Source organism: Burkholderia sp. ZZQ-2, from assembly GCF_050768715.1.
GTDB lineage: Bacteria > Pseudomonadota > Gammaproteobacteria > Burkholderiales > Burkholderiaceae > Burkholderia > Burkholderia cepacia.
Genome location: NZ_LDVA01000119.1, coordinates 1 through 19,553 on the forward strand (window position 1 = coordinate 1; position 19,553 = coordinate 19,553).

General features: G+C 65.9%; 21 protein-coding genes and 1 tRNA gene. 6 read left to right on the plus strand and 16 right to left on the minus strand.

The genetic code is table 11. The features are described from left to right. The 6 genes from ABY44_RS07235 to rpoH form a co-directional block, all read right to left on the minus strand. The coding region (locus ABY44_RS07235; protein WP_431641045.1) for a carbohydate-binding domain-containing protein at nt 1–787 on the minus strand (787 nt) is incomplete at its 3' end. A gap of 599 nt (nt 788–1,386) precedes the next feature. After that, a complete protein-coding gene (cydX, locus tag ABY44_RS07240; protein ID WP_021163033.1) occupies nt 1,387–1,503 on the minus strand; it encodes a cytochrome bd-I oxidase subunit CydX in 117 nt (38 codons plus the stop codon). A gap of 55 nt (nt 1,504–1,558) precedes the next feature. Further along, on the minus strand, nt 1,559–2,695 hold the full coding sequence (cydB, locus tag ABY44_RS07245) for a cytochrome d ubiquinol oxidase subunit II (protein WP_027789085.1): 1,137 nt from the start codon (nt 2,693–2,695) through the stop codon (nt 1,559–1,561). Between the two features lie 31 nt (nt 2,696–2,726). Next, on the minus strand, nt 2,727–4,307 hold the full coding sequence (locus ABY44_RS07250) for a cytochrome ubiquinol oxidase subunit I (protein ID WP_027789086.1): 1,581 nt from the start codon (nt 4,305–4,307) through the stop codon (nt 2,727–2,729). Beyond that, on the minus strand, nt 4,297–4,581 hold the full coding sequence (cydP, locus tag ABY44_RS07255) for a cytochrome oxidase putative small subunit CydP (RefSeq protein WP_027789087.1): 285 nt from the start codon (nt 4,579–4,581) through the stop codon (nt 4,297–4,299). The genes ABY44_RS07250 and cydP overlap by 11 nt, the downstream gene beginning before the upstream one ends. 373 nt (nt 4,582–4,954) lie before the next feature. Continuing rightward, nucleotides 4,955–5,890 carry an RNA polymerase sigma factor RpoH gene (rpoH, locus tag ABY44_RS07260; RefSeq protein WP_059695066.1) on the minus strand — a complete coding sequence of 312 codons (936 nt, stop codon included), beginning with the start codon at nt 5,888–5,890 and terminating at the stop codon, nt 4,955–4,957. Between the two features lie 358 nt (nt 5,891–6,248). Between rpoH and ABY44_RS07265 the strand changes: the two genes are divergently transcribed. Both ABY44_RS07265 and ABY44_RS07270 read left to right on the plus strand, forming a co-directional pair. Continuing rightward, complete coding sequence (locus tag ABY44_RS07265) at nt 6,249–6,818, plus strand: acyloxyacyl hydrolase (RefSeq protein ID WP_021163039.1); 570 nt, start codon at nt 6,249–6,251, stop codon at nt 6,816–6,818. A 45-nt stretch (nt 6,819–6,863) separates the two neighbouring features. Beyond that, nucleotides 6,864–7,247 carry a nuclear transport factor 2 family protein gene (locus tag ABY44_RS07270; protein ID WP_027789089.1) on the plus strand — a complete coding sequence of 128 codons (384 nt, stop codon included), beginning with the start codon at nt 6,864–6,866 and terminating at the stop codon, nt 7,245–7,247. A 142-nt stretch (nt 7,248–7,389) separates the two neighbouring features. Here the strand turns inward: ABY44_RS07270 and leuA are convergent, their stop codons facing one another. Both leuA and ybiB read right to left on the minus strand, forming a co-directional pair. Continuing rightward, nucleotides 7,390–9,036, minus strand: a complete 1,647-nt coding sequence (gene leuA / locus ABY44_RS07275; RefSeq protein ID WP_060171881.1) for a 2-isopropylmalate synthase — start codon at nt 9,034–9,036, stop codon at nt 7,390–7,392. 380 nt (nt 9,037–9,416) lie between these two features. After that, nucleotides 9,417–10,391, minus strand: a complete 975-nt coding sequence (gene ybiB / locus ABY44_RS07280) for a DNA-binding protein YbiB (protein WP_027789091.1) — start codon at nt 10,389–10,391, stop codon at nt 9,417–9,419. Nucleotides 10,392–10,585: 194 nt separating this feature from the next. Here ybiB and maiA point away from each other — a divergent pair, with 194 nt between their 5' ends. Further along, nucleotides 10,586–11,230 (plus strand): maleylacetoacetate isomerase, encoded by a 645-nt coding sequence (gene maiA, locus ABY44_RS07285; protein ID WP_060084181.1) that lies wholly within the window; start codon nt 10,586–10,588, stop codon nt 11,228–11,230. Between the two features lie 83 nt (nt 11,231–11,313). Here the strand turns inward: maiA and ftsY are convergent, their stop codons facing one another. Continuing rightward, nucleotides 11,314–12,468 (minus strand): signal recognition particle-docking protein FtsY, encoded by a 1,155-nt coding sequence (gene ftsY / locus ABY44_RS07290; RefSeq protein WP_021163045.1) that lies wholly within the window; start codon nt 12,466–12,468, stop codon nt 11,314–11,316. A gap of 216 nt (nt 12,469–12,684) precedes the next feature. Between ftsY and rsmD the strand changes: the two genes are divergently transcribed. From rsmD to ABY44_RS07305, 3 genes are all read left to right on the plus strand, one after another. Further along, nucleotides 12,685–13,299 carry a 16S rRNA (guanine(966)-N(2))-methyltransferase RsmD gene (gene rsmD, locus ABY44_RS07295; RefSeq protein ID WP_027789093.1) on the plus strand — a complete coding sequence of 205 codons (615 nt, stop codon included), beginning with the start codon at nt 12,685–12,687 and terminating at the stop codon, nt 13,297–13,299. Nucleotides 13,300–13,410: 111 nt separating this feature from the next. Next, nucleotides 13,411–13,908, plus strand: a complete 498-nt coding sequence (gene coaD / locus ABY44_RS07300; RefSeq protein ID WP_021163047.1) for a pantetheine-phosphate adenylyltransferase — start codon at nt 13,411–13,413, stop codon at nt 13,906–13,908. A gap of 59 nt (nt 13,909–13,967) precedes the next feature. Further along, on the plus strand, nt 13,968–14,234 hold the full coding sequence (locus ABY44_RS07305; protein WP_006477774.1) for a YfhL family 4Fe-4S dicluster ferredoxin: 267 nt from the start codon (nt 13,968–13,970) through the stop codon (nt 14,232–14,234). A gap of 84 nt (nt 14,235–14,318) precedes the next feature. Here ABY44_RS07305 and hisC read toward each other — a convergent pair whose 3' ends face one another. The 7 genes from hisC to lolB form a co-directional block, all read right to left on the minus strand. Then, nucleotides 14,319–15,386 carry a histidinol-phosphate transaminase gene (hisC, locus tag ABY44_RS07310; protein WP_091923797.1) on the minus strand — a complete coding sequence of 356 codons (1,068 nt, stop codon included), beginning with the start codon at nt 15,384–15,386 and terminating at the stop codon, nt 14,319–14,321. 115 nt (nt 15,387–15,501) lie between these two features. Next, entirely contained in the window at nt 15,502–16,101 is a 600-nt protein-coding gene (gene pth / locus ABY44_RS07315) for an aminoacyl-tRNA hydrolase (protein ID WP_021163050.1), read from the minus strand. A 120-nt stretch (nt 16,102–16,221) separates the two neighbouring features. Beyond that, entirely contained in the window at nt 16,222–16,827 is a 606-nt protein-coding gene (locus ABY44_RS07320; protein ID WP_060171877.1) for a 50S ribosomal protein L25/general stress protein Ctc, read from the minus strand. A 161-nt stretch (nt 16,828–16,988) separates the two neighbouring features. Further along, complete coding sequence (locus tag ABY44_RS07325) at nt 16,989–17,951, minus strand: ribose-phosphate pyrophosphokinase (RefSeq protein WP_027789096.1); 963 nt, start codon at nt 17,949–17,951, stop codon at nt 16,989–16,991. A 45-nt stretch (nt 17,952–17,996) separates the two neighbouring features. Then, a tRNA-Gln gene (locus ABY44_RS07330) sits at nt 17,997–18,073 on the minus strand. Between the two features lie 55 nt (nt 18,074–18,128). Then, nucleotides 18,129–19,010, minus strand: coding sequence for a 4-(cytidine 5'-diphospho)-2-C-methyl-D-erythritol kinase (gene ispE / locus ABY44_RS07335; protein WP_060171875.1), 882 nt, complete (start codon nt 19,008–19,010; stop codon nt 18,129–18,131). A gap of 25 nt (nt 19,011–19,035) precedes the next feature. Beyond that, on the minus strand, nt 19,036–19,553 hold a 518-nt coding region (gene lolB, locus ABY44_RS07340), incomplete at its 5' end, for a lipoprotein insertase outer membrane protein LolB (RefSeq protein ID WP_431641048.1).

Below are 19,553 nucleotides of genomic sequence, written 5' to 3' on the forward strand. Positions count from 1 at the left end.
CGAGCCCGAGCGTCGTCGCACGTTCGCGCAGCGCCGCGACCTGCGCGTCCGGCAGATCGGGCAGGGCGAGCTCGACACCGCGCAGCTCGAGCGTGCCGGGCAGCGGCTGCTCGCGCTTCACGCTCGGCAGCGCGCGGCTCGGGTCGGGCCGTGCGGCCACGGGCGGCGCGTTGCCTGTCGAGTTGTTCTGCGCGTCGGCCGGCAGCGATTCGACGTAGCGTAGCTCGTCGTCGGTGTCGTCGTAGCGGAGCACGGCGGGCGGCGCGCCCTCGACGACCACGTACGGGCGCGGGATCACGTCGCTGTAGCGCAGCAGCCAGTATTCGGCGACGAACGGCAGTTCGATGCGTTCGCCCGGTGCCAGCCGCACCGAGCCGGGTTGCGGTGTCAGTTCGTAGAGGTCGCCGGTGAGCCGCCGCAGCGCGAAGCCGGGGCGATCGATTCGCAGCAGGCGGCGGATGCTGTGCAGGTAGAGCTTCCAGCCGCCGTCGGCGATCACCTGGTGGCCGCGGTTCTGCAGGACCAGGCGGCCCGTCGCGCAGGCCGCGCCGTCGGCGCCGAGGTCGGCGCACGGCACGCCGGCCGAGGCCGCGTGATTGTTGTCGACGGCAACGCGCAGCGCGAGGCCGTTCGACAGCCGCGCCGCGAGATCGGCCGGCGGCACGGGGGGACGGACGGCACCGGCCGCCGCGACCGCCGCACTCGACGCGGGCAGCGCGCCGAGCGCGACCGGCGGCAGTGCCGCGATCAGCACGCCGGCAAACAGGGTGGACAAGGTTCGGCTCATGCGGACTCCTGAGAAAAAAGGGGGGCGTAGCGGCGTCACGGGACGACGTCGCTGCGGGCGGGTCTTTCAACGGAGCTGCGGGGACAACAATGTGCGCGGGCGATGCGGCTGCCCTGCGCGCAGTCGGCACGCGGATGCGTGCGTTACGGAACGGGCGGCGGGCAGGCGTGCCGGTCGGATCGGCGCGGGCGGGTGCGTGTCCTCATCGGCCGGGCACGATGGCGGCCGCGGCTGCGGATGATGCTGACCCTGACGCGGTGGCGACGCGCCCGGTGACAAAGACGCGCGCGCGAGCGGCGCGGACGACGGCGGCGCAGGTCGCGGACGAAGCGCAACCGGCCGCCGCACGGCGACGGCGAGACGGCGCGCACGCGTGCGCCGCATACGGGATTCGCATGTCTCCCCCACCCAGATGGATTCGGCCTGTCAGCGGCCGTGTCCAAAGATCTTATGAAACCTTTTATTGGTATTCAAGTGGTATCAATCTGGCGCTAAATTGGCATCGGCGTGTCCGACTTGTCCGGCGTGCCGGAGCGAAAAAAAACCTCGCGCGAGGCGAGGTTCCTTCCGGGCGGCGGCCGGCCGATCGGCCGAACGCGTCAGTTGCGGGTTACGCGTGCTTCCTGCGTCTTCTGCCGTGCTTCGAGCCACATCGCATTCACGATGCCGAACGACAGCGCGACGCCGATACCGAGAATCCAGCTGAAATACCACATGATCCGACTCCTTGCGAAACGGGGGCGGCGGGGCGCCTGCGCGCCCCGGCCGGGTTCAATACATCGAATGCTTGTTCTCTTCGAGCACCTCGCGCGTGACCTTGCCGCGCATCACGCGATACACCCAGCTCGTGTAGAGCAGGATGAGCGGCAGGAACACGATCACCGCGAACAGCATCACCTGCAGCGTCATGTGGCTCGACGTCGAATCCCACACGGTCAGGCTGCTCTTCGGGTCGAGCGACGACGGCATGATGAACGGGAACATCGAGAAGCCGGCGGTCAGGATCACGCCGACGATCATCAGCCCCGTGCAGAAGAAGGCCGTCTTCTCCTGCTTCGAGCCGGCGAGCAGCATCGCCAGCAGGCCGCCCGCGATCCCGACGACGGGCGCCGCGATCATCCACGGGAATTCGCCGTAGTTCGCGAGCCACAGGCCCGAGCCCGCGGCGACGTCCTTGAGCAGCGGGTTCGCGACCGTATCGGTCGGCGCGGCGTGCGTGATGTGGAAGCCGCCGATGGTCGACGCGATCAGCACGCCGGCCAGCACGAACAGCACGACCGCGAGGAACGACGCCACGCGCAGCGCGACCGACGCGCGGCGTGCGATCACGCCTTCCGTCTTCATCTTGATGAAGGCCGCACCGTGCGCGACGAGCATCGTGAGGCTGACGAGCCCGCACAGCAGCGCGAACGGGTTCAGCAACGCCCAGAAGCCGCCGTAGTAGGTCACGCGCAGGTCGCTATCGAACTTGAACGGCACGCCTTGCAGCAGGTTGCCGAACGCGACGCCGAACACGAGCGCCGGCACGAAACCGCCGACGAACAGGCCCCAGTCCCAGCCCGCGCGCCAGCGCGGGTCAGGGCGCTTGCTGCGGTAGTCGAAGCCCACCGGCCGGAAGAACAACGCGAACAGCACGAGCAGCATCGCGAAGTAGAAGCCGGAGAACGACGCCGCGTAGACGAGCGGCCAGGCCGCGAACATCGCGCCGCCGGCCGTGATCAGCCACACCTGGTTGCCTTCCCACGTCGCACCGACGGTGTTGACGATGATGCGGCGTTCCTCGTCGGTCTTGCCGAGGAACGGCAGCAGCGCGGTCGCGCCCATGTCGAAGCCGTCGGTGACGGCGAAGCCGATCAGCAGCACGCCGACGAGCAGCCACCAGATCAGCTTGAGAGTTGCATAGTCCATAGCGATTCCTTGTTCCGTTTCGGGTGCGTGCTCAGGCCGTGGCGCGCTCGCTGGCGGCCGCGAGTTCGTGGTGATAGCGGCCGGTGTGCAGCGACGACGGGCCGAGGCGCGCGTACTTGAACATCAGCTTGATCTCGATGACGAACAGCGCGGTGTAGAACGCGATGAAACCGGCGAGGCTCAGGTACAGGTCCGTCGACGTCAGGCTGGACGCGGACAGATGCGTCGGCAGGATGCCCGCGATCGTCCACGGCTGGCGGCCGAGCTCGGCGACGACCCAGCCGAATTCCGCGGCGAGCCACGGCAGCGGGATCGCCCACACCGCATAACGCAGGAACCAGCGGCGGTTGTCCTGCAGCAGCTGCCGGCGCGCGCAGAGCCAGAACGCGGCGACGAAGGTCGCGAGGAACAGGAAGCCGAGGAACACCATGATCCGGAACGAGAAGAACACGGGCGCGACCGGCGGGATCGTCTTCTTCGCGGCGGCCTTGATCTGCTCCGGCGTTGCATCGACCACGTTCGGCGTGAACTGCTTGAGCATCAACCCGTAGCCGAGATACTGCTTGTGCTGGTCGAACAGTGCGCGGGTCGCATCGCTCGTGTCGCCTTCCTTGATCTTCTGCAAGGCGCCGTACGCGACCATCCCGCTCTGGATGTGCTCCTCGCTGCGCTTCGCGAGTTCGCGCAGGCCGATCACCGGCTCGTCGATCGAGCGCGTCGCGATCAGGCCGAGCGCGTACGGGATCTTGATCGCGTAGTCGGTGCGCTCTTCCTTCTGGTTCGGGATGCCGATCAGCGTGAACGAGGCCGGCGCCGGCTGGGTTTCCCATTCCGATTCGATCGCGGCGAGCTTCATCTTCTGCACTTCGCCGGTCGTATAGCCCGACTCGTCGCCGAGCACGATCACGCAAAGCGTCGACGCGAGACCGAAGCCGGCCGCGACCGCGAACGAGCGCAGCGCGAAGTCGGTGTCGCGCTTCTTCAGCAGGTACCACGACGAGATGCCGAGCACGAACATCGCGGCCGTCACGTAGCCGGCCGACACGGTGTGCACGAACTTCACCTGCGCGACCGGGTTGAACAGAACGTCGAACAGGTTCGTCAGCTCCATGCGCATCGTCTGGTAGTTGAACTCGGCGCCGACCGGGTTGTTCATCCAGCCGTTCGCGACGAGGATCCACAGCGCGGACAGGTTCGAGCCCAGCGCGACGAGGAACGTGACCATCAGGTGCTTGACCTTCGACAGGCGGTTCCAGCCGAAGAAGAACAGGCCGACGAACGTCGACTCGAGGAAGAACGCCATCAGGCCTTCGACCGCGAGCGGCACGCCGAAGATGTCGCCGACATAGTGCGAGTAGTACGACCAGTTCGTGCCGAACTGGAATTCGAGCGTGATGCCGGTCGTCACGCCCATCGCGAAGTTGATCCCGAACAGCTTGCCCCAGAACTGGGTCATGTCCTTGTAGACCTGTTTGCCGGTCATCACGTAGACGGCTTCCATGATGACGAGCAGCCAGGACAGGCCGAGCGTCAGCGGCACGAACAGGAAGTGGTAGAGCGCCGTGATGCCGAACTGCAGACGCGACAGATCGACGACTTCGCTACTTATCATGGTGGTCTCCCTCGGTGGGTGCAGGCGCCGGCACCGAGAGCAGCTTCTCGGCGACGGCGGCAGGCGGAAGCGACATGTGCTCGGCCTGCGGATGATTGAAGAATGCGTATTTGAGCGACATCAGGAGGATCAGCTTGACGATCAGCACCAGGCTGATGTCGCGAGCGAGGGTCGGGCCGCGTGCCCATGCGGCGATGCGCGCACGCCAGCCGATCGTGCCGGCCGGCCGCGGGGGAGGCGGCGCAGGCTCTTTATTGATCGAGATCAAGGCGATTATCCTGAATCGATTTACGTCGGATTGGGGGCGACTTTACGTCGGATTTATGACGGCCGTGAAGCTGTTTTAATCCTTTTGCGCCTGACATGCCAATTTTAAAAGGACTGCTTTCCGATGCCGAGTGCTGCGCTGCGGCAGACCGTCGCGAAACACGGGCCGAAACTTGAGGCAGATCAAGGTTATGCGGAAGGGGCCCGCGAACCGTCCAATACCTGATTAAACAGGTCAATTGATCGACGGAGAAATGAGCGAAGAAGCGGGCGGAGTGGCGACGGATAAACCGGCTAAAAACCGGTGAAAAAGTCGGGCGAAAAAAAACCGCTGCCGGTCAGGCAGCGGTTTTCGATGAAGCTTTCCGAATCGCCGGTATTTATGCGTATTCGGCGAGGGCGGTGCGCATCTTCTTCATCGCGCTCGCCTCGATCTGGCGGATGCGTTCCGCCGACACGCCGAACTCGGCGGCGAGATCGTGCAGCGTCGAGCCGCCCGAGCCGTCGTCGTCGACATGCAGCCAGCGTGCCTCGATGATGCGGCGGCTGCGCGCGTCGAGCGCGTCGAGTGCCTGCGCGATGCCGTCCGTCTGCAGCGAGTCGCGCTGACGCGCGGCGAGCACGGCGGTCGGTTCGTTGTGCGAGTCGGCCAGGTAGGCGATCGGTGCGTACGACTCCTCGCCGTCTTCGACCTGCCCTTCGAGCGCGATATCGCCGCCCGACAGGCGCGTTTCCATTTCGGTCACGTCTTCGCGCTTGACGTTGAGCTCTTGTGCGAGGCCGTCGATTTCCTCGGGCGTCATCGCCTGCATGCTCTTCTTGTGGCTGCGCAGGTTGAAGAACAGCTTGCGCTGCGCCTTCGTCGTCGCGACCTTCACCATGCGCCAGTTGCGCAGGATGTACTCGTGGATCTCGGCCTTGATCCAGTGGATCGCGTACGACACGAGACGAACGTTCTGGGCCGGATCGAAGCGCTTCACGGCCTTCATCAGGCCGATGTTGCCTTCCTGGATCAGGTCGCCGTGCGGCAGGCCGTACCCGAGATAGTTGCGCGCGATCGACACGACGAGCCGCAGGTGCGACAGCACGAGGCGGCGTGCCGAGTCGAGATTGTTGCTTTCGCGGAATTCGGTCGCGTACTGGCGTTCCTCTTCTGCCGTCAGCAGCGGAATGCGATTGACGGCCTGGATATACGCGTCGATGTTGCCAAGCTGGCCCGGCAACATCGATTGAGCTGCGAGCGCCAGCGAGCCTGCCGATTCGGCCTTGGCCGGCGCCGGGCTCAGGGTGTTCGGGAGGGTCAGGGCGTTGCTCACTAAAAACTCCTTTGGAATCAGGGACAAACCCCCGGTCTCGAATGAGATTCCGTGGGGCATCTTAGCACTCCCGCAAGCTGAGTGCTAATTCCTTAGAGCAAGCGTGGGCATCGGAGTTCCCGTTTTTCTATCGAGTTAGTCGAGTCGATAGTCTATTCTGCGACAGGGGAGGCGACGCGAAGTTCCGTAAGCCGTTGTTTCAGATGGTAATCAGTAGACGATTTCAATTTTTGTTGTTTTGGAAGGAAGCCATTTCGCTTCGTGATGCCGATCCGAAAAGTCCTTTACCATACCATTCACTTCGCTCGAGCCGGCCGAAGCGGCAGGTTCCATTCAACCCACAAAGTTGGAGTGTCAGATGAACAATAAGAAGAATCGCCGGCCCCGCAGCCGGCTTGTCCTGCACGCGATGCTGGCGGCGTCCCTTCTGGGAGGATCGGGTGCGGCATTCGCGGATCGATGGGGGATTCAGGCGGGCGGCGGTTTTTCGGATCGCCACGGGGTCGACAAGGGCGATCTCGGCGTGGTGTGGGATCCGGGCTGGAACTGGTGGGAAATGGGCGGTTGGCACTTCGCGTTCGTCGTGGAAGGGCACGCCGGCTACTGGCACACGGGCGGCAACGTTCACGGCAGCATCGGCGAATTCGGCGTGACGCCGTTGTTCCGCTTCATCAAGAGCGCCGGGGAGATTCGCCCGTTCATCGAGGCTGGCGGCGGCGTCCGGTTGCTGACGCACCCGACGATCTCGGATCATTTCTCGCTGGGCACCGCGTTCCAGTTCTCGCCGACCGCGGGGGTGGGCGTGCAGTTCGGCCAACGGCAACAGTATCAGGTCGGCTACCGTTTTGAACATGTGTCTAACGCGGGTATCAAAGAGCCGAATCCTGGTATAAATTTCCACCAGTTCTACGTGCAGTACAACTTCTGATCCGCACGCCCGCGCACGGCGTGCGCGTTGCCGAGGAGTCAGGCGATGGCGAAGGTGATCGATGCGATCCGCGCGCTCGAGCGCGATCGGTTCCGGGCGATGGTGGACGGCGACGGCGAGGCGCTCGGCGCGCTTTTGTCGGACAAGGTGTTCTTCGTGCACACCAACGGCAAACGCGAAACCAAGCAGCAGTTCATCGACGCCATCGTCGCCGGCCGCCGCCGCTATCGCCAGATCGAAATCCAGTCGCAGGACGTGCTGCCCGTCGGCGATGAAACCTGCGTCGTCACCGGGCGTGCGTTGATCGAGATGGAAACGAACAACGGCGGCCTGGTCTTCCCGATTGCGTATACCTCCGTCCACACCCACGAACAGGGCCGCTGGAGCCTGTTCGCGTGGCAGGCGACGCGGTGCGCGACCGAGACATGAGCGCGCGTGGCGCCCGTTTTCATGTCCCGATCGAAGCGGCCTTTTGGGCCGCTTTTTGCTGCCTCGTGCGGCGCGGATCGCGCGGCGCACGCGCGGTCACGCACCGCTCGCTGACGTTTGAACCCTGAAACGGAACCGTCCGTCAGGCCGCCGCGCGGCGATCCGCGCAGTGCCAGGCCGAGCGGTTGATCGCGCTGACGAGCGCATCGAGCGCGGCGCCCGCCGCATCGGCGTGCAGGCCGACGCCGTGCCGCAGCGGCGCATCGCCGACCCGGCAGCCCACCGATACCGCGATCCGCCCGTCCGTCGTGCGCGCGTGTTCGCACGAAGCGATGTCGATCGCGACGCCGGCGGCGGCCGCGAATGCCGCGGCCAAACGTCGCACGGCATCGTCGGGTGCGATATCCGCCGCGGGCGCCGTCGCGATCTCGCGGTTCTGCCAGCGCGCGCCGTTGCCATGGCGCGCGGCCGGGCCGTTGGTGTCGAAGAATTCGCGCGCGAACAGCGCGCAGATCGCGTCGCCCGTCACTTCCTCTCCCGACGCGTCGGCAAGCGTCTGCACCGCGTGGCTGAATTCGATCTGCACGCGCCGCGTCGGCGTGAAGCCCATCCCGCGTTCGAGCAGGAACGTCGCGCCGCCCTTGCCGGACTGGCTGTTGACACGGATCACCGCGTCGTAGCTGCGGCCGAGGTCGGCCGGGTCGATCGGCAGGTACGGCACTTCCCACGGCGCGTCGGGGCGCTGCTGCGCGAAGCCCTTGCGGATCGCGTCCTGGTGCGAACCGGAGAACGCGGTGAACACGAGGTCGCCCGCGTACGGGTGGCGCGGATGCACCGGAATCTGGTTGCAGCGTTCGACGACGCGGCGCACCGCGTCGATGTCGGAGAAATCGAGGCCCGGATCGATGCCCTGCGTGTAGAGATTCAGCGCGAGCGTGACGAGATCGACGTTGCCGGTACGCTCGCCGTTGCCGAACAGGCAACCCTCGATGCGGTCGGCGCCCGCGAGCAGCGCGAGCTCGGCCGCCGCGACCGCCGTGCCGCGGTCGTTGTGCGGATGCACGGACAGCACGATGCTGTCGCGATACGCGAGGTTGCGGTCCATCCATTCGATCTGGTCGGCGAACACGTTCGGGCTCGCGGCTTCGACGGTGGCCGGCAGGTTGACGATCATCTTGTGGTCGCGGGTCGGGCGCCAGGTTTGCGCGACCGCGTCGCAGATCTCGCGTGCGAACGTCAGCTCGGTCATGCTGAAGGTTTCCGGCGAGTACTGGAAGGTCCACTGCGTGTCGGGGCGCGCGGCGGCGTGCTCCTTGATGATGCGCGTGCCGTCGATCGCGAGCGCCTTCACGTCGGCCTTCGACATCCCGAACACGATGCGGCGGAACGACGGGCAGACCGCGTTGTACAGGTGCACGATCGCGCGCGGCACGCCTTCGAGCGCGTCGAACGTGCGAGCGATCAGGTCTTCGCGCGCCTGCACGAGCACTTCGATCGTCACGTCATCGGGAATCCGCTTGTCGTCGATCAGCTTGCGGACGAAATCGAAGTCGGTTTGCGACGCCGACGGAAAACCGACTTCGATCTCCTTGAACCCGATCGCGACCAGCATCTCGAAGAATTCGAGCTTCTGCTCGATGCTCATCGGCTCGATCAGCGACTGATTGCCGTCGCGCAGGTCGGTGCTCATCCAGACGGGCGCGCGCTCGATGGTGCGCGACGGCCATTTGCGGCCATTGAGGCGGACGGGCTCGAACGGACGGTACTTGTCTTGCGGATTGCGCTGCATCTTCTGGACCTCGGGTCTCAAGTCGCGAGCGAAGACGGGCGGCATGGGCGACGGTTGGCGCTGCCTCGCTCCGCGGCACGTGGGCGCGCTGCGGATGCGGATGATCTTCGCGAATCGGCCGGCGGATAGACGGACGAATGCTGACGACTTCGGGTTGTAAAAACTGCGAGAGGGGTACTGCGAGGAACTGCTGGGAGGGACCGTGCGGACAGCACACGGCGCTACGACAGCCTTAGGCTAGTCGTAGCGATAGCGGCCGCGCTAGGCGGCCGGAGGTAATTCGGAGGGTGTTCGGAAAGGAACGCATGACGGCAACTCTATGCCAGGATGCGCCCGCGTGTCAAATGCCTGGCGCGCGGGGCCGGTTCGCGGGCGTGCCGTCAGCGCGCGATGCGGGTGATCTGCACGATCGTCGCGACCTGGCGGGCGACGGTGTCGGGCACCGGCACCTCGCCGCGCAATACGGCGTCCGTCCACGCGGCCGTCGTGGCCGCATCGCGCGATTCGGGCAGGGCGACGGGGGGCGCTTCGGTCGACGAGCGCTCGGCCTCGATCAGCGTGTCGCACACGCCGTCGTGCAGCCAGTCGACCTGTACCTGGCGCCGCGTGTCGGCAACGGCTTCGCCCTCGGTGCCGCGCGCGAGCAGCGCGCCGCCGAGCGCGGCGTCGGGATGGTCGCGGAACAGCTGCGCGAGGCTGTCGCGGTACGGCGGGTGCGTGTAGTTGACGAGCCGCAGGCCGGCCGGTGCGAACGGCTGCAGGATCTTCACGAGCGTGTGCGTCGAATTGCGCACGCCGAGCACGCGACGCATCGACAGCAGGCGCGCGATGCGCGGCGCCAGCACCTCGATCGACGCGAACGCGACGCGGCGCTCGGCAAGCGTGTCCTCGATCGCATCGTGCGACGCCGACGGCGCAAGCGACAGCGCCGAGAAGATCTCGGCGCTCGTCACGCGGCCCGGATCCTGCTCGACACCATGCACGAGCACCGGCACGCCTTCGCGCGCGAGCAGCAGTGCGAGCAGCGGCACGAGGTTCGGCTGCTTGCGCGCGCCGTTGTAGCTCGGGATCGCGACGGGGCGGAACGCCGCGTCCTGTACGTGCACGGGCTCGAACGACGCCTGCGCGGCGGCGAGCATCGCGGCCAGCTCGTCGGCGGATTCGCCCTTCAGCCGATAGGCGATCAGGATCGCGCCGAGTTCGACATCCGACACGCGCGCGTCGAGCATCGCGCGATAGAGCTCGAACGTGTCCTCGGCGGACAGCGCGCGTGCGCCGTTCGGGCCGCGGCCGATTTCCTTGATGAAGCGGGCGCACGGGAACGGAACGGCGGCGGGATCGTGGGAAGCGGTCATCGGGGCGTGGGGCGGGCGGCCGGCATCGGGCCGCGCTGTGAGCGGTGAGGAATGCCCGAGTATCGCACGGGCGCGGACGACGCAAGCAAGGGGGGCGCATCGCGGCGCGCTACACTCTGCTTCCCGGCGGTGCGCGCGCCGGCTGCGCCGCGCCCGTGCCGTTGCCGGCCGAATACGACTACGAGAGACATCCCATGAAGCTTTACAGCTATTTCCGCAGTTCCGCGTCGTACCGCGTGCGGATCGCCCTGAACCTGAAGCAGCTGCCGTTCGACTATGTTCCCGTGCACATGCTGCGTGACGGCGGCGAGCAACTGAAGGACGCGTACCGCGCGCTGAATCCGGACGCGGTCGTGCCGACGCTGACCGACGGCGACGCGACGCTGCAGCAGTCGCTCGCGATCATCGAATATCTCGAGGAAACCCATCCGGAACCGGCGCTGCTGCCGAAGCAGCCGGTCGATCGCGCCTATGTGCGTGCGGTCGCGCTGCAGATCGCGTGCGAAATCCATCCGCTCAACAACCTGCGCGTGCTGAAGTACCTGAAGCACACGCTGAAGGTGCCTGAAGAAGCGAAGAACGCGTGGTACCGGCACTGGATCGAGGCGGGCTTCGAATCGCTCGAGACCCGTCTCGCGAGCGATCCGCGCACCGGCAAGCTGTGTTTCGGCGACACGCCGACACTCGCCGACGTGTGCCTCGTGCCGCAGGTGTTCAACGCGAACCGCTTCTCGATCGACACGACGCGCTATCCGACGATCCAGCGGATCGTCGACCACGCGTCGACGCTCGATGCGTTCAAGGCCGCCGAGCCCGGCGCGCAGCCCGACGCCGAATGAGCGCGGTGCGCGCGGCATGCATGACCGGGCGCGCATGAAAAAGGGCGCCCGAAGGCGCCCCGTGCGATGCGTGCCGGCGGTGTTCAGCCGAGCAGCGCGTCCGCGAATTCGACCGCGCTGAACGGCTGCAGATCCTCGACCTTCTCGCCGACGCCGATGAAGTAGACCGGCACCGGGCGCTGCCGCGCGATCGCGGCGAGAATCCCGCCCTTCGCGGTGCCGTCGAGCTTCGTGACGATGAGGCCGGTGAGGCCGAGCGCGTCGTCGAATGCCTTGACCTGCGTGAGCGCGTTCTGGCCGGTGTTCGCGTCGATCACCAGCAGCACTTCGTGCGGCGCGCCGTCGTGCGCCTTCGAGATCACGCGCTTCACCTTCTTCAGCTCTTCCATCAGGTGGAGCTGCGTCGGCAGGCGGCCGGCCGTGTCGGCCATCATCACGTCGATCTTGCGCGCGCGCGCGGCGCTGACCGCGTCGAAGATCACCGCGGCCGGATCGCCGCTTTCCTGCTGCACGACCGTCACGTTGTTGCGCTCGCCCCAGACCGCCAGCTGTTCGCGCGCGGCCGCGCGGAACGTGTCGCCCGCGGCCAGCAGCACCGACTGGTCGAAGCTCTGCAGATGCTTTGCGAGCTTGCCGATGCTGGTCGTCTTGCCCGCACCGTTCACGCCGGTGATCATCATCACGAGCGGCTGCGCGCGGCCGAGCATCAGCGACTTCTCGAGCGGCGTCAGCAACTCGACGAGCAGGTCGTGCAGCGCGGCCTTCACCTGCTGCGGGTCGGTCAGGCGACCCGCGCGCACCTTTTCACGTAGCGCGCCGAGCAGGTACTCGGTCGCGTCGACGCCCGCGTCGGACATCAGCAGCGCGGTTTCGAGCTCCTCGTACAGATCCTCGTCGATCTTCGTGTTGACGAAGACGCCGGTGATGCTCGAGCCTGTCTTGGCGAGCCCCGTTTTCAGGCGGGCGAGCCACGATTTCTTCGCGGTGGCGTCCTGCAGCGGCGGCGGAACGATTTCGACCGTCTCGACGACTTCGTCGCGGCCGTCGTTGGTCGGCGTGACCGTCATCACGACGGCCGGCGCGGCCGGTTGCGCGGGCGCTTGCGGCACTTCGGCCGCAGGCGGGGCCTCGACCGCGGGCGCATCGGACGGTTCGTCCGTTTGCTGCGCGTCGGCCGATTGCGATTCCGCCGGATCGGGCTCCTGCGTTTTCTTGAATCGTTTGAAGAAGCTGAACATGGTCTGACGTCGGGAAGAGGGCGGGCCGCCGCCAGAAGCGGGGCACCGGACGGGCCGTCCTGCGTTCGCGCGGGCGCGGCGCACGGCGGCCGAAACCGTGCATTTTATCAGTGCGGCGTGGCGCTCGCGTCAGTGCGCGCCGCCGCTGTGGTAACGTGCGCCTGTTTGGCGGTGCGCCCCTGCGCGCACCCGGTCCCTCCGTCGTCGATATTCCGTATGTCCCGTTCCTCTTCCGGCCGCCCGGCGGCCCCCTCCAGCCGCGGCAAGCCGCACACGATCCGCATCATCGGCGGCGACTGGAAACGCACGCCGCTCGCGGTGCTCGATCTCGACGGCCTGCGGCCGACGCCCGATCGCGTGCGCGAGACGCTGTTCAACTGGCTCGGCCAGGATCTTGAAGGCCGGCGCTGCCTCGACCTGTTCGCGGGCACGGGCGCGCTCGGTTTCGAGGCCGCGTCGCGCGGCGCGGCGAGCGTCGTGATGGTCGAGCGCCACCCGCGCGCCGCGCAGCAGCTGCGTGCGATCAAGGACAAGCTCGGCGCGCGTGCGGTCGAGGTCGCGGAGGCGGACGCGTTGCGGCTCGCGGCCGGGCTCACGCCGGGCGCGTTCGACGTCGTGTTTCTCGATCCGCCGTTCGGCGAACCGGCTGTGCTCGATCGCGCGGTCGCGCTGGCGGCGCCGCTCGTCGCGGCGGGCGGCGCGCTGTACGTCGAAACGGGGGCGGAACTCGACCCGGCCGCGCACGATGCGCTCGCGGGCTGGGAGGTGGTGAAGCACGGCAAGGCCGGTGCGGTTCACTATCATTTGCTGCGGCGCGAAAATGATGAATAATGCGCGTTCCATACGAGGCGGCGCGCTGCAAAGGCGACGCATGCCCATCTCGGCAGTCGCGTGCGCATGGCACCGCTGCCATCCCGTTTGCGTGATGACAGGAGGAGCGACATGGTAGTCGCCGTGTATCCCGGTACGTTCGATCCGCTGACGCGCGGGCACGAAGACCTCGTGCGGCGTGCGTCGAGCATTTTTGATACGCTGGTGGTCGGTGTGGCCGACAGCCGCGCGAAAAAGCCGTTCTTCTCGCTGGAAGAACGTCTGACGATTGCGAACGAGGTGCTCGGCCATTACCCGAACGTGAAGGTGATGAGTTTCACCGGCCTCCTGAAGGACTTCGTCCGGACCAACAACGCACGCGTGATCGTGCGCGGCCTGCGTGCCGTGTCCGATTTCGAATATGAGTTCCAGATGGCGGGGATGAACCGCTATCTGTTGCCCGACGTCGAGACGATGTTCATGACGCCGTCCGACCAGTACCAGTTCATCTCGGGCACGATCGTGCGTGAAATCGCGCAGTTGGGCGGTGATGTCAGCAAGTTCGTGTTCCCGTCCGTCGAGAAGTGGCTGACCGAGAAAGTGACGGCGATGGGAGGCCCTGCCGCGTGACGCGGCGCCGGCCGGTTTCGTCGCGAAGCCGGCCGCCGGCCTGAAGAAGTGAGATCAGTATGGCTTTGATGATTACCGACGAGTGCATCAATTGCGACGTGTGCGAGCCCGAGTGCCCGAACGGCGCGATTTCGATGGGCCCGGACATCTACGTGATCGACCCGAACAAGTGCACCGAGTGCGTCGGCCATTTCGACGAACCGCAGTGCCAGCAGGTGTGTCCGGTCGAATGCATTCCGCGCGATCCGCAGCATGACGAATCGCACGCGCAATTGATGGAGAAGTACCACGCGTTGATCGCCGTGAAAGGCGACGACGCGTCGTGACCCCGCGGTGACGCGCGCGCCCGGGTTCTTCGGCACGCGCGTTACGCATCCGGATCGGCGCCGCCTGGCGCCGGTTCCTTCATGTCAGGCCAGCAGCTCGCGCAACGCCGCGACGAGCGCATCACATTCGGCATCGGTGCCGACGGTGATGCGCAGGTGCTGGTCGATTCGCGGCAGCCCGAAGTGCCGCACGAATATTTCCCGTTCCTTCAGTTTGGCCGCGATGGCGCCCGCGTCGTGCGCGGGATGGCGCGCGAACACGAAATTCGCGGCCGACGGCACGACGTCGAAGCCGAGCGTGTCGAGCGCGTGCGTGAGCCGCGTCCGGCTGTCGATCACGCGCCGGCAGGCTGCGCTGAAATAATCGGTGTCTTCGTACGCCGCCTGCGCGGCGACTTGCGCGAGCCGGTCGAGCGGGTACGAGTTGAAGCTGTCCTTCACGCGGTTCAGCGCGTCGATCAGCGCGGCATCGCCGAATGCGAAACCGACGCGCATGCCCGCGAGCGAGCGCGCCTTCGACGTCGTGTGCACGACGAGCAGGTTCGGGTAGCGGTCGATCAGCGCAATCGCGGACTGCGCGCCGAAGTCGACATAGGCTTCGTCGATCACGACGACCGACGACGGATTCGCGGCCGCGATCCGCTCGACATCCGCGAGCGGCAACGCGCGCCCGGTCGGCGCGTTCGGGTTCGGAAACAGCACGCCGCCGGCGTCGTCGAGATAGTCGTCGACGCGGATCGAGAGGTCATCCGCGAGCGGCACGACCGTCGTCTCGACGCCGTACAGGCGTGCATAGGTCGGATAGAAGCTGTACGTGATGTCGGGGAAGCGCAGCGGCCGGTCATGCTTGAGCAGCGCCTGGAATGCGTGCGCGAGCACCTCGTCGGAGCCGTTGCCGACGAACACCTGCTCGGGCTGGATGCGGTGATGGGCCGCGACCGTCTCGCGCAGCGCGCGTGCAACCGGGTCCGGATAGCGGCGCAGCGTGTCGCCGGTCGCGCCGAGTTCGCGCGCGATCGCCGCGACGACGCGCGGCGACGGCGGATAGGGATTCTCGTTGGTGTTCAGCTTGACCGGGTGTGCGAGCGCGGGCTGCTCGCCCGGCACGTAAGGCACGAGTTGCTGAACGACGTCGCTCCAGTAACGGCTCACCGCTTGGCTCCTGTCGGGCAAAGCGACCAGATTACCGCAAGTATGCGCAGGATGGGACGAACGGGGCCGCCCGGCGACGCCGGACGGTGCGATGGATCGTCGCGGGGCGCTGCGGTCAGTTGCGATGCAGCTGCATCGTCGCGCGGTCAAGTTCGCCCTTGACGACCATCGGCATCACGGCGAGCGCGCGCTCGATCGACGCGTCGATCACGTCCTGCTCCTCGCGGCGCGGCGGCTTCAGCACGAAGTTCGCGACATCGGGCTTCGCGCCGGCGCGGGCGCTTTCCGGAATCAGGTCGCGCGGATGGCCGATGCCGATCCGCAGCCGCCAGTACTGTTGCGACGACAGGTGTGCGGTGATGTCCTTCAGGCCGTTGTGGCCGCCGCTGCCGCCGCCGAGCTTCAGCTTCACGGTGCCGGGCGGCAGATCGAGCTCGTCGTGTGCGACGAGGATCTGGTCGGGCAGGATCTTGAAGAACTGCGCGAGCGCGACGACCGACTGGCCGGAGCGGTTCATGTAGGTTTGCGGCTCGAGCAGGTGGACTTCCTCACCGTGCAGGCGCGCTTTCGCGTAGAAGCCATGGAAGCGGCGTTCGTCGCGCAGCGTCGCGCCTGCTTCGCGGGCGAGCTGGTCGATCAGCCAGAAGCCGGCGTTGTGGCGCGTCGCGGTGTATTCCGCCCCGGGATTGCCGAGGCCGACGATCAATTTGATCATGACGTTTCGAAGGCGGCAGCCGCCGCCTGGGCGCAGAAAAAGAAAAACCCGCCGGGCAAGCCGCGGCGGGTTGCGTCGACCGTTTCGTGAAACGGATCGATGAGGCGCGTAGGCGGCCGCTTAGGCAGCCGGCGTTTCGCCTTCGGCTGCGTCCGACACGGCACCAGCCGGGACCGTCGCCGATGCGACAACCGGGTTTTCCGCGTCGACGTGCGCGACCAGCGCGACGCCCTTCGGCAGTGCGATGTCCTTCGCGTGCAGCGATTGACCGGCTTCGATCTTCGACAGGTCGACTTCGAGGAACTCCGGCAGGTCAGCCGGCAGGCACTCGATTTCGATTTCCGTCGCGACGTGCGAAACGACCGCGCTCGACAGCTTCACGGCCGGGCTGATTTCAGCGTTCAGGAAGTGCAGCGGAGCCTTCGTGTGCAGCTTCCTCTTCGCGTCAACGCGCTGGAAGTCCACGTGCAGCACCAGTTGCTTGAACGGGTGGTATTGCACGTCGCGCAGCAGAACCTGTTGCGACTGGCCAGCCACTTCGAGGTCGAGGATCGACGAGTGGAAAGCTTCCTTCTTCAGGGCGTGCCACAGGGCGTTGTGATCGAGTTCGATCTTTTGCGGGGCTGCTTCGCCACCGTAAACGATACCCGTGGTCTTACCGGCGTTGCGCAGGCGGCGGCTCGCACCCGTACCTTGCTGTTGGCGCTCGAAAGCGACGACTTTCATATGATTCTCCAATGGCTGCCCGCGACCAGGCAGTAAAACGGGGCCGTCAAATGTCGGCCCCCGATGAAGCGGACGGGGTTTCGTCTATCCCGTCCGATTGTGCAAAAAGCGAAGCGTTGCCGCTTCGCTTTCCGCGCATACTTTGTTCAGTCGATTCGCGATCAGGATTCCGCGAACAGCGACATCACCGAATCGCCGCGGCGGATCCGCGAGAACGTTTCGGCCAGCAGGCTCGCGCTCGTCAGTGCACGGATCTTCGAGCAGCCGAGCGATTCGGCGGACAGCGGGATCGTGTCGGTGACCACCAGCTCGTCGAGTGCCGACGCGGCGATGCGATCACCCGCGCCACCCGACAGCACCGGGTGCGTCGCGTAGGCGAAAACCTGTTTCGCGCCGCGCTCCTTCAGCACTTGCGCGGCCTTGCAGAGCGTGCCTGCCGTATCGACCATGTCGTCCATGATCACGCAGGTGCGGCCTTCGACTTCACCGATGATGTTCATCACTTCGGAGACGTTCGCCTTCGGGCGACGCTTGTCGATGATCGCGAGATCGCAGTTGAGCTGCTTCGCGAGTGCCCGGGCACGCACCACGCCGCCGACGTCCGGCGACACGACGAGCAGATCCGGGTAGTTCTGCTTGCGCAGGTCACCCAGCAGGATCGGCGTTGCGTAGATGTTGTCGACCGGGATGTCGAAGAAGCCTTGAATCTGGTCGGCGTGCAGATCCATCGTGATGATCCGCTCGACGCCGGCGATTTCCAGCATGTTCGCGACGACCTTCGCCGAGATCGCAACACGCGCCGAACGCGGGCGGCGATCCTGACGGGCGTAGCCGAAGTAGGGGATGGCTGCAGTGATCCGGCCGGCGGATGCGCGCTTGAGCGCATCGACCATGATCATCAGTTCCATCAGGTTGTCGTTCGTCGGTGCGCACGTGGATTGCAGGACGAAGACGTCCTTGCCGCGCACGTTTTCCTGGATCTCGACCTGGATCTCGCCGTCGGAGAAACGGCTGACCATTGCTTTGCCGAGGGGGATACCAAGGATATTGACGACTTCCTGGGCGAGCGCGGGATTCGCGTTGCCAGTAAAGACCATCAGGCCATCATGGCTGTGGCTGCTCATCGTGCACCTGCTTCAGGCTTGGGCGGGAAATGCGGGAAAATTTTTTGGCAGGGGAGGAAGGACTCGAACCCTCGCATGCCGGAATCAAAATCCGGTGCCTTGACCAACTTGGCGACTCCCCTACACTTAACTGACTGCTTTACCGAACTCGTGTAGGCCGTTCGGCAAAGTAAAACCTCATGACGCGAAAGCGAAGAGCGGATGCTCGTCCAGACTCTCGGCAACTGCACCATTCCAACTGGCGGGCAGCTTGGCTTTCGCCGCTTCTGCCTCGTGCTTGCTGTGAAACGCTGCAAACACGCTTGCTCCGGAGCCGGTCATCCTCGCGGGGGTCAAATCATACAACCATTTAACCGCCTGCGCAACTTCCGCGTACTTCCTTGTTACAACTTCCTGCATGTCGTTCCGGCCGTAGCTATCTGGCCATCCCGCATCGCTGGTTTGCTGTGCAAGAAAGTCAGCAATTGTGACGGGCTTCGTATCTCTTGTCAACAACTCATCTGAAAATATTTCAGCGGTCGGGACATGAACGCTTGGCGTCACAACCAAGAACCAGCGAGTCGGCAATTGTACCTCAGCTAATTCTTCTCCGATACCCTCTGCGAACGCATTTTTTCCAAAAATAAAAAACGGGACGTCTGCGCCGAGTTTGACCGCGAGCGACTGAAGCTCGGCGCGAGGCAGGTCGAGTCGCCACAGGCGGTTCAGTGCGAGCAGTGTCGTTGCGGCGTCGGAGCTGCCGCCACCAAGGCCGGCCCCCATCGGCAGGCACTTGTCGATCTCGATGTCGACGCCGTGCGCGGTGCCCGTATGTGCTTTCAGCAGGTTGGCTGCGCGCACGACGAGGTCACTTTCCTCGGGCACGCCGGGCACGTCGGTGACGCGCGCGACGCGACCGTCGTCGCGCAGCGTGAAATGCAGCGTGTCGCCCCAGTTCAGCAACTGGAACACGCTCTGCAGATCGTGATAGCCGTTCGGGCGGCGGCCGGTGATGTGCAGGAACAGGTTGAGTTTCGCGGGCGCAAGGCAATTGCGCAGCGAGCGGGTCGAATCGGTCATGCGTATGTCTGGGCTGGGCCGGTGCTCACTGGTCGAGCACGAGCTTGATGTCGAGCGGCGGGGTCGCGCGCACGAGGTTGACGCGTTTGACGCCCGTGGCCGGGGCATCCGCGTAGGCAAGGTAGTCGATCGTCCAGCCATCCTGGCGGATCTGCTTGACGCGCGTGCCGTCGGCCGGGTCGCGCACCGTTTCCGCAGGGGTCGCGGGCGCGGCCGTGGGCAGCAGCCAGTAGCGCAGGCCCGCGAGCGGCAGTTCGAAGCCGAGCGTTTTCTGCATCAGGTCGCCGACGTCCGGCGCATATTGCGTCGGACGGTTCGGCAATTCAAGCGATGCCGCCTGCGGCGTCGATTTCACGACCGCGAGCGTCTGGCCGAGCGGGCTGCGCAGCTCGAGCGACACGTCGTCGCCGTGCTCCTGCCAGTCGAAGTTGCCGTACACGTTCTGCTGCTTGCCGAGACGGTCGTCGTACTGCACCGCGAAGCGGCCATGGTAAGCGTGCGCTGCGGCGGTCTGCAGCGGCGCGCCCGTCGGCACGCCGGCCG

Excerpts from the sequence above, each read along its gene's own strand:
- cydB (WP_027789085.1), bottom strand. The coding sequence starts at position 2,695 with ATGGACTATGCAACTCTCAAGCTGATCTGGTGGCTGCTCGTCGGCGTG.
- ybiB (WP_027789091.1), bottom strand. The coding sequence starts at position 10,391 with ATGACCGCTTCCCACGATCCCGCCGCCGTTCCGTTCCCGTGCGCCCGC.
- maiA (WP_060084181.1), top strand. The coding sequence starts at position 10,586 with ATGAAGCTTTACAGCTATTTCCGCAGTTCCGCGTCGTACCGCGTGCGG.
- ftsY (WP_021163045.1), bottom strand. The coding sequence starts at position 12,468 with ATGTTCAGCTTCTTCAAACGATTCAAGAAAACGCAGGAGCCCGATCCG.
- ABY44_RS07305 (WP_006477774.1), top strand. The coding sequence starts at position 13,968 with ATGGCTTTGATGATTACCGACGAGTGCATCAATTGCGACGTGTGCGAG.
- pth (WP_021163050.1), bottom strand. The coding sequence starts at position 16,101 with ATGATCAAATTGATCGTCGGCCTCGGCAATCCCGGGGCGGAATACACC.
- ABY44_RS07265 (WP_021163039.1), top strand. The coding sequence starts at position 6,249 with ATGAACAATAAGAAGAATCGCCGGCCCCGCAGCCGGCTTGTCCTGCAC.
- ABY44_RS07270 (WP_027789089.1), top strand. The coding sequence starts at position 6,864 with ATGGCGAAGGTGATCGATGCGATCCGCGCGCTCGAGCGCGATCGGTTC.
- ABY44_RS07250 (WP_027789086.1), bottom strand. The coding sequence starts at position 4,307 with ATGATAAGTAGCGAAGTCGTCGATCTGTCGCGTCTGCAGTTCGGCATC.
- leuA (WP_060171881.1), bottom strand. The coding sequence starts at position 9,036 with ATGCAGCGCAATCCGCAAGACAAGTACCGTCCGTTCGAGCCCGTCCGC.
- cydX (WP_021163033.1), bottom strand. The coding sequence starts at position 1,503 with ATGTGGTATTTCAGCTGGATTCTCGGTATCGGCGTCGCGCTGTCGTTC.
- ABY44_RS07320 (WP_060171877.1), bottom strand. The coding sequence starts at position 16,827 with ATGAAAGTCGTCGCTTTCGAGCGCCAACAGCAAGGTACGGGTGCGAGC.
- ispE (WP_060171875.1), bottom strand. The coding sequence starts at position 19,010 with ATGACCGATTCGACCCGCTCGCTGCGCAATTGCCTTGCGCCCGCGAAA.
- rsmD (WP_027789093.1), top strand. The coding sequence starts at position 12,685 with ATGTCCCGTTCCTCTTCCGGCCGCCCGGCGGCCCCCTCCAGCCGCGGC.
- coaD (WP_021163047.1), top strand. The coding sequence starts at position 13,411 with ATGGTAGTCGCCGTGTATCCCGGTACGTTCGATCCGCTGACGCGCGGG.
- ABY44_RS07325 (WP_027789096.1), bottom strand. The coding sequence starts at position 17,951 with ATGAGCAGCCACAGCCATGATGGCCTGATGGTCTTTACTGGCAACGCG.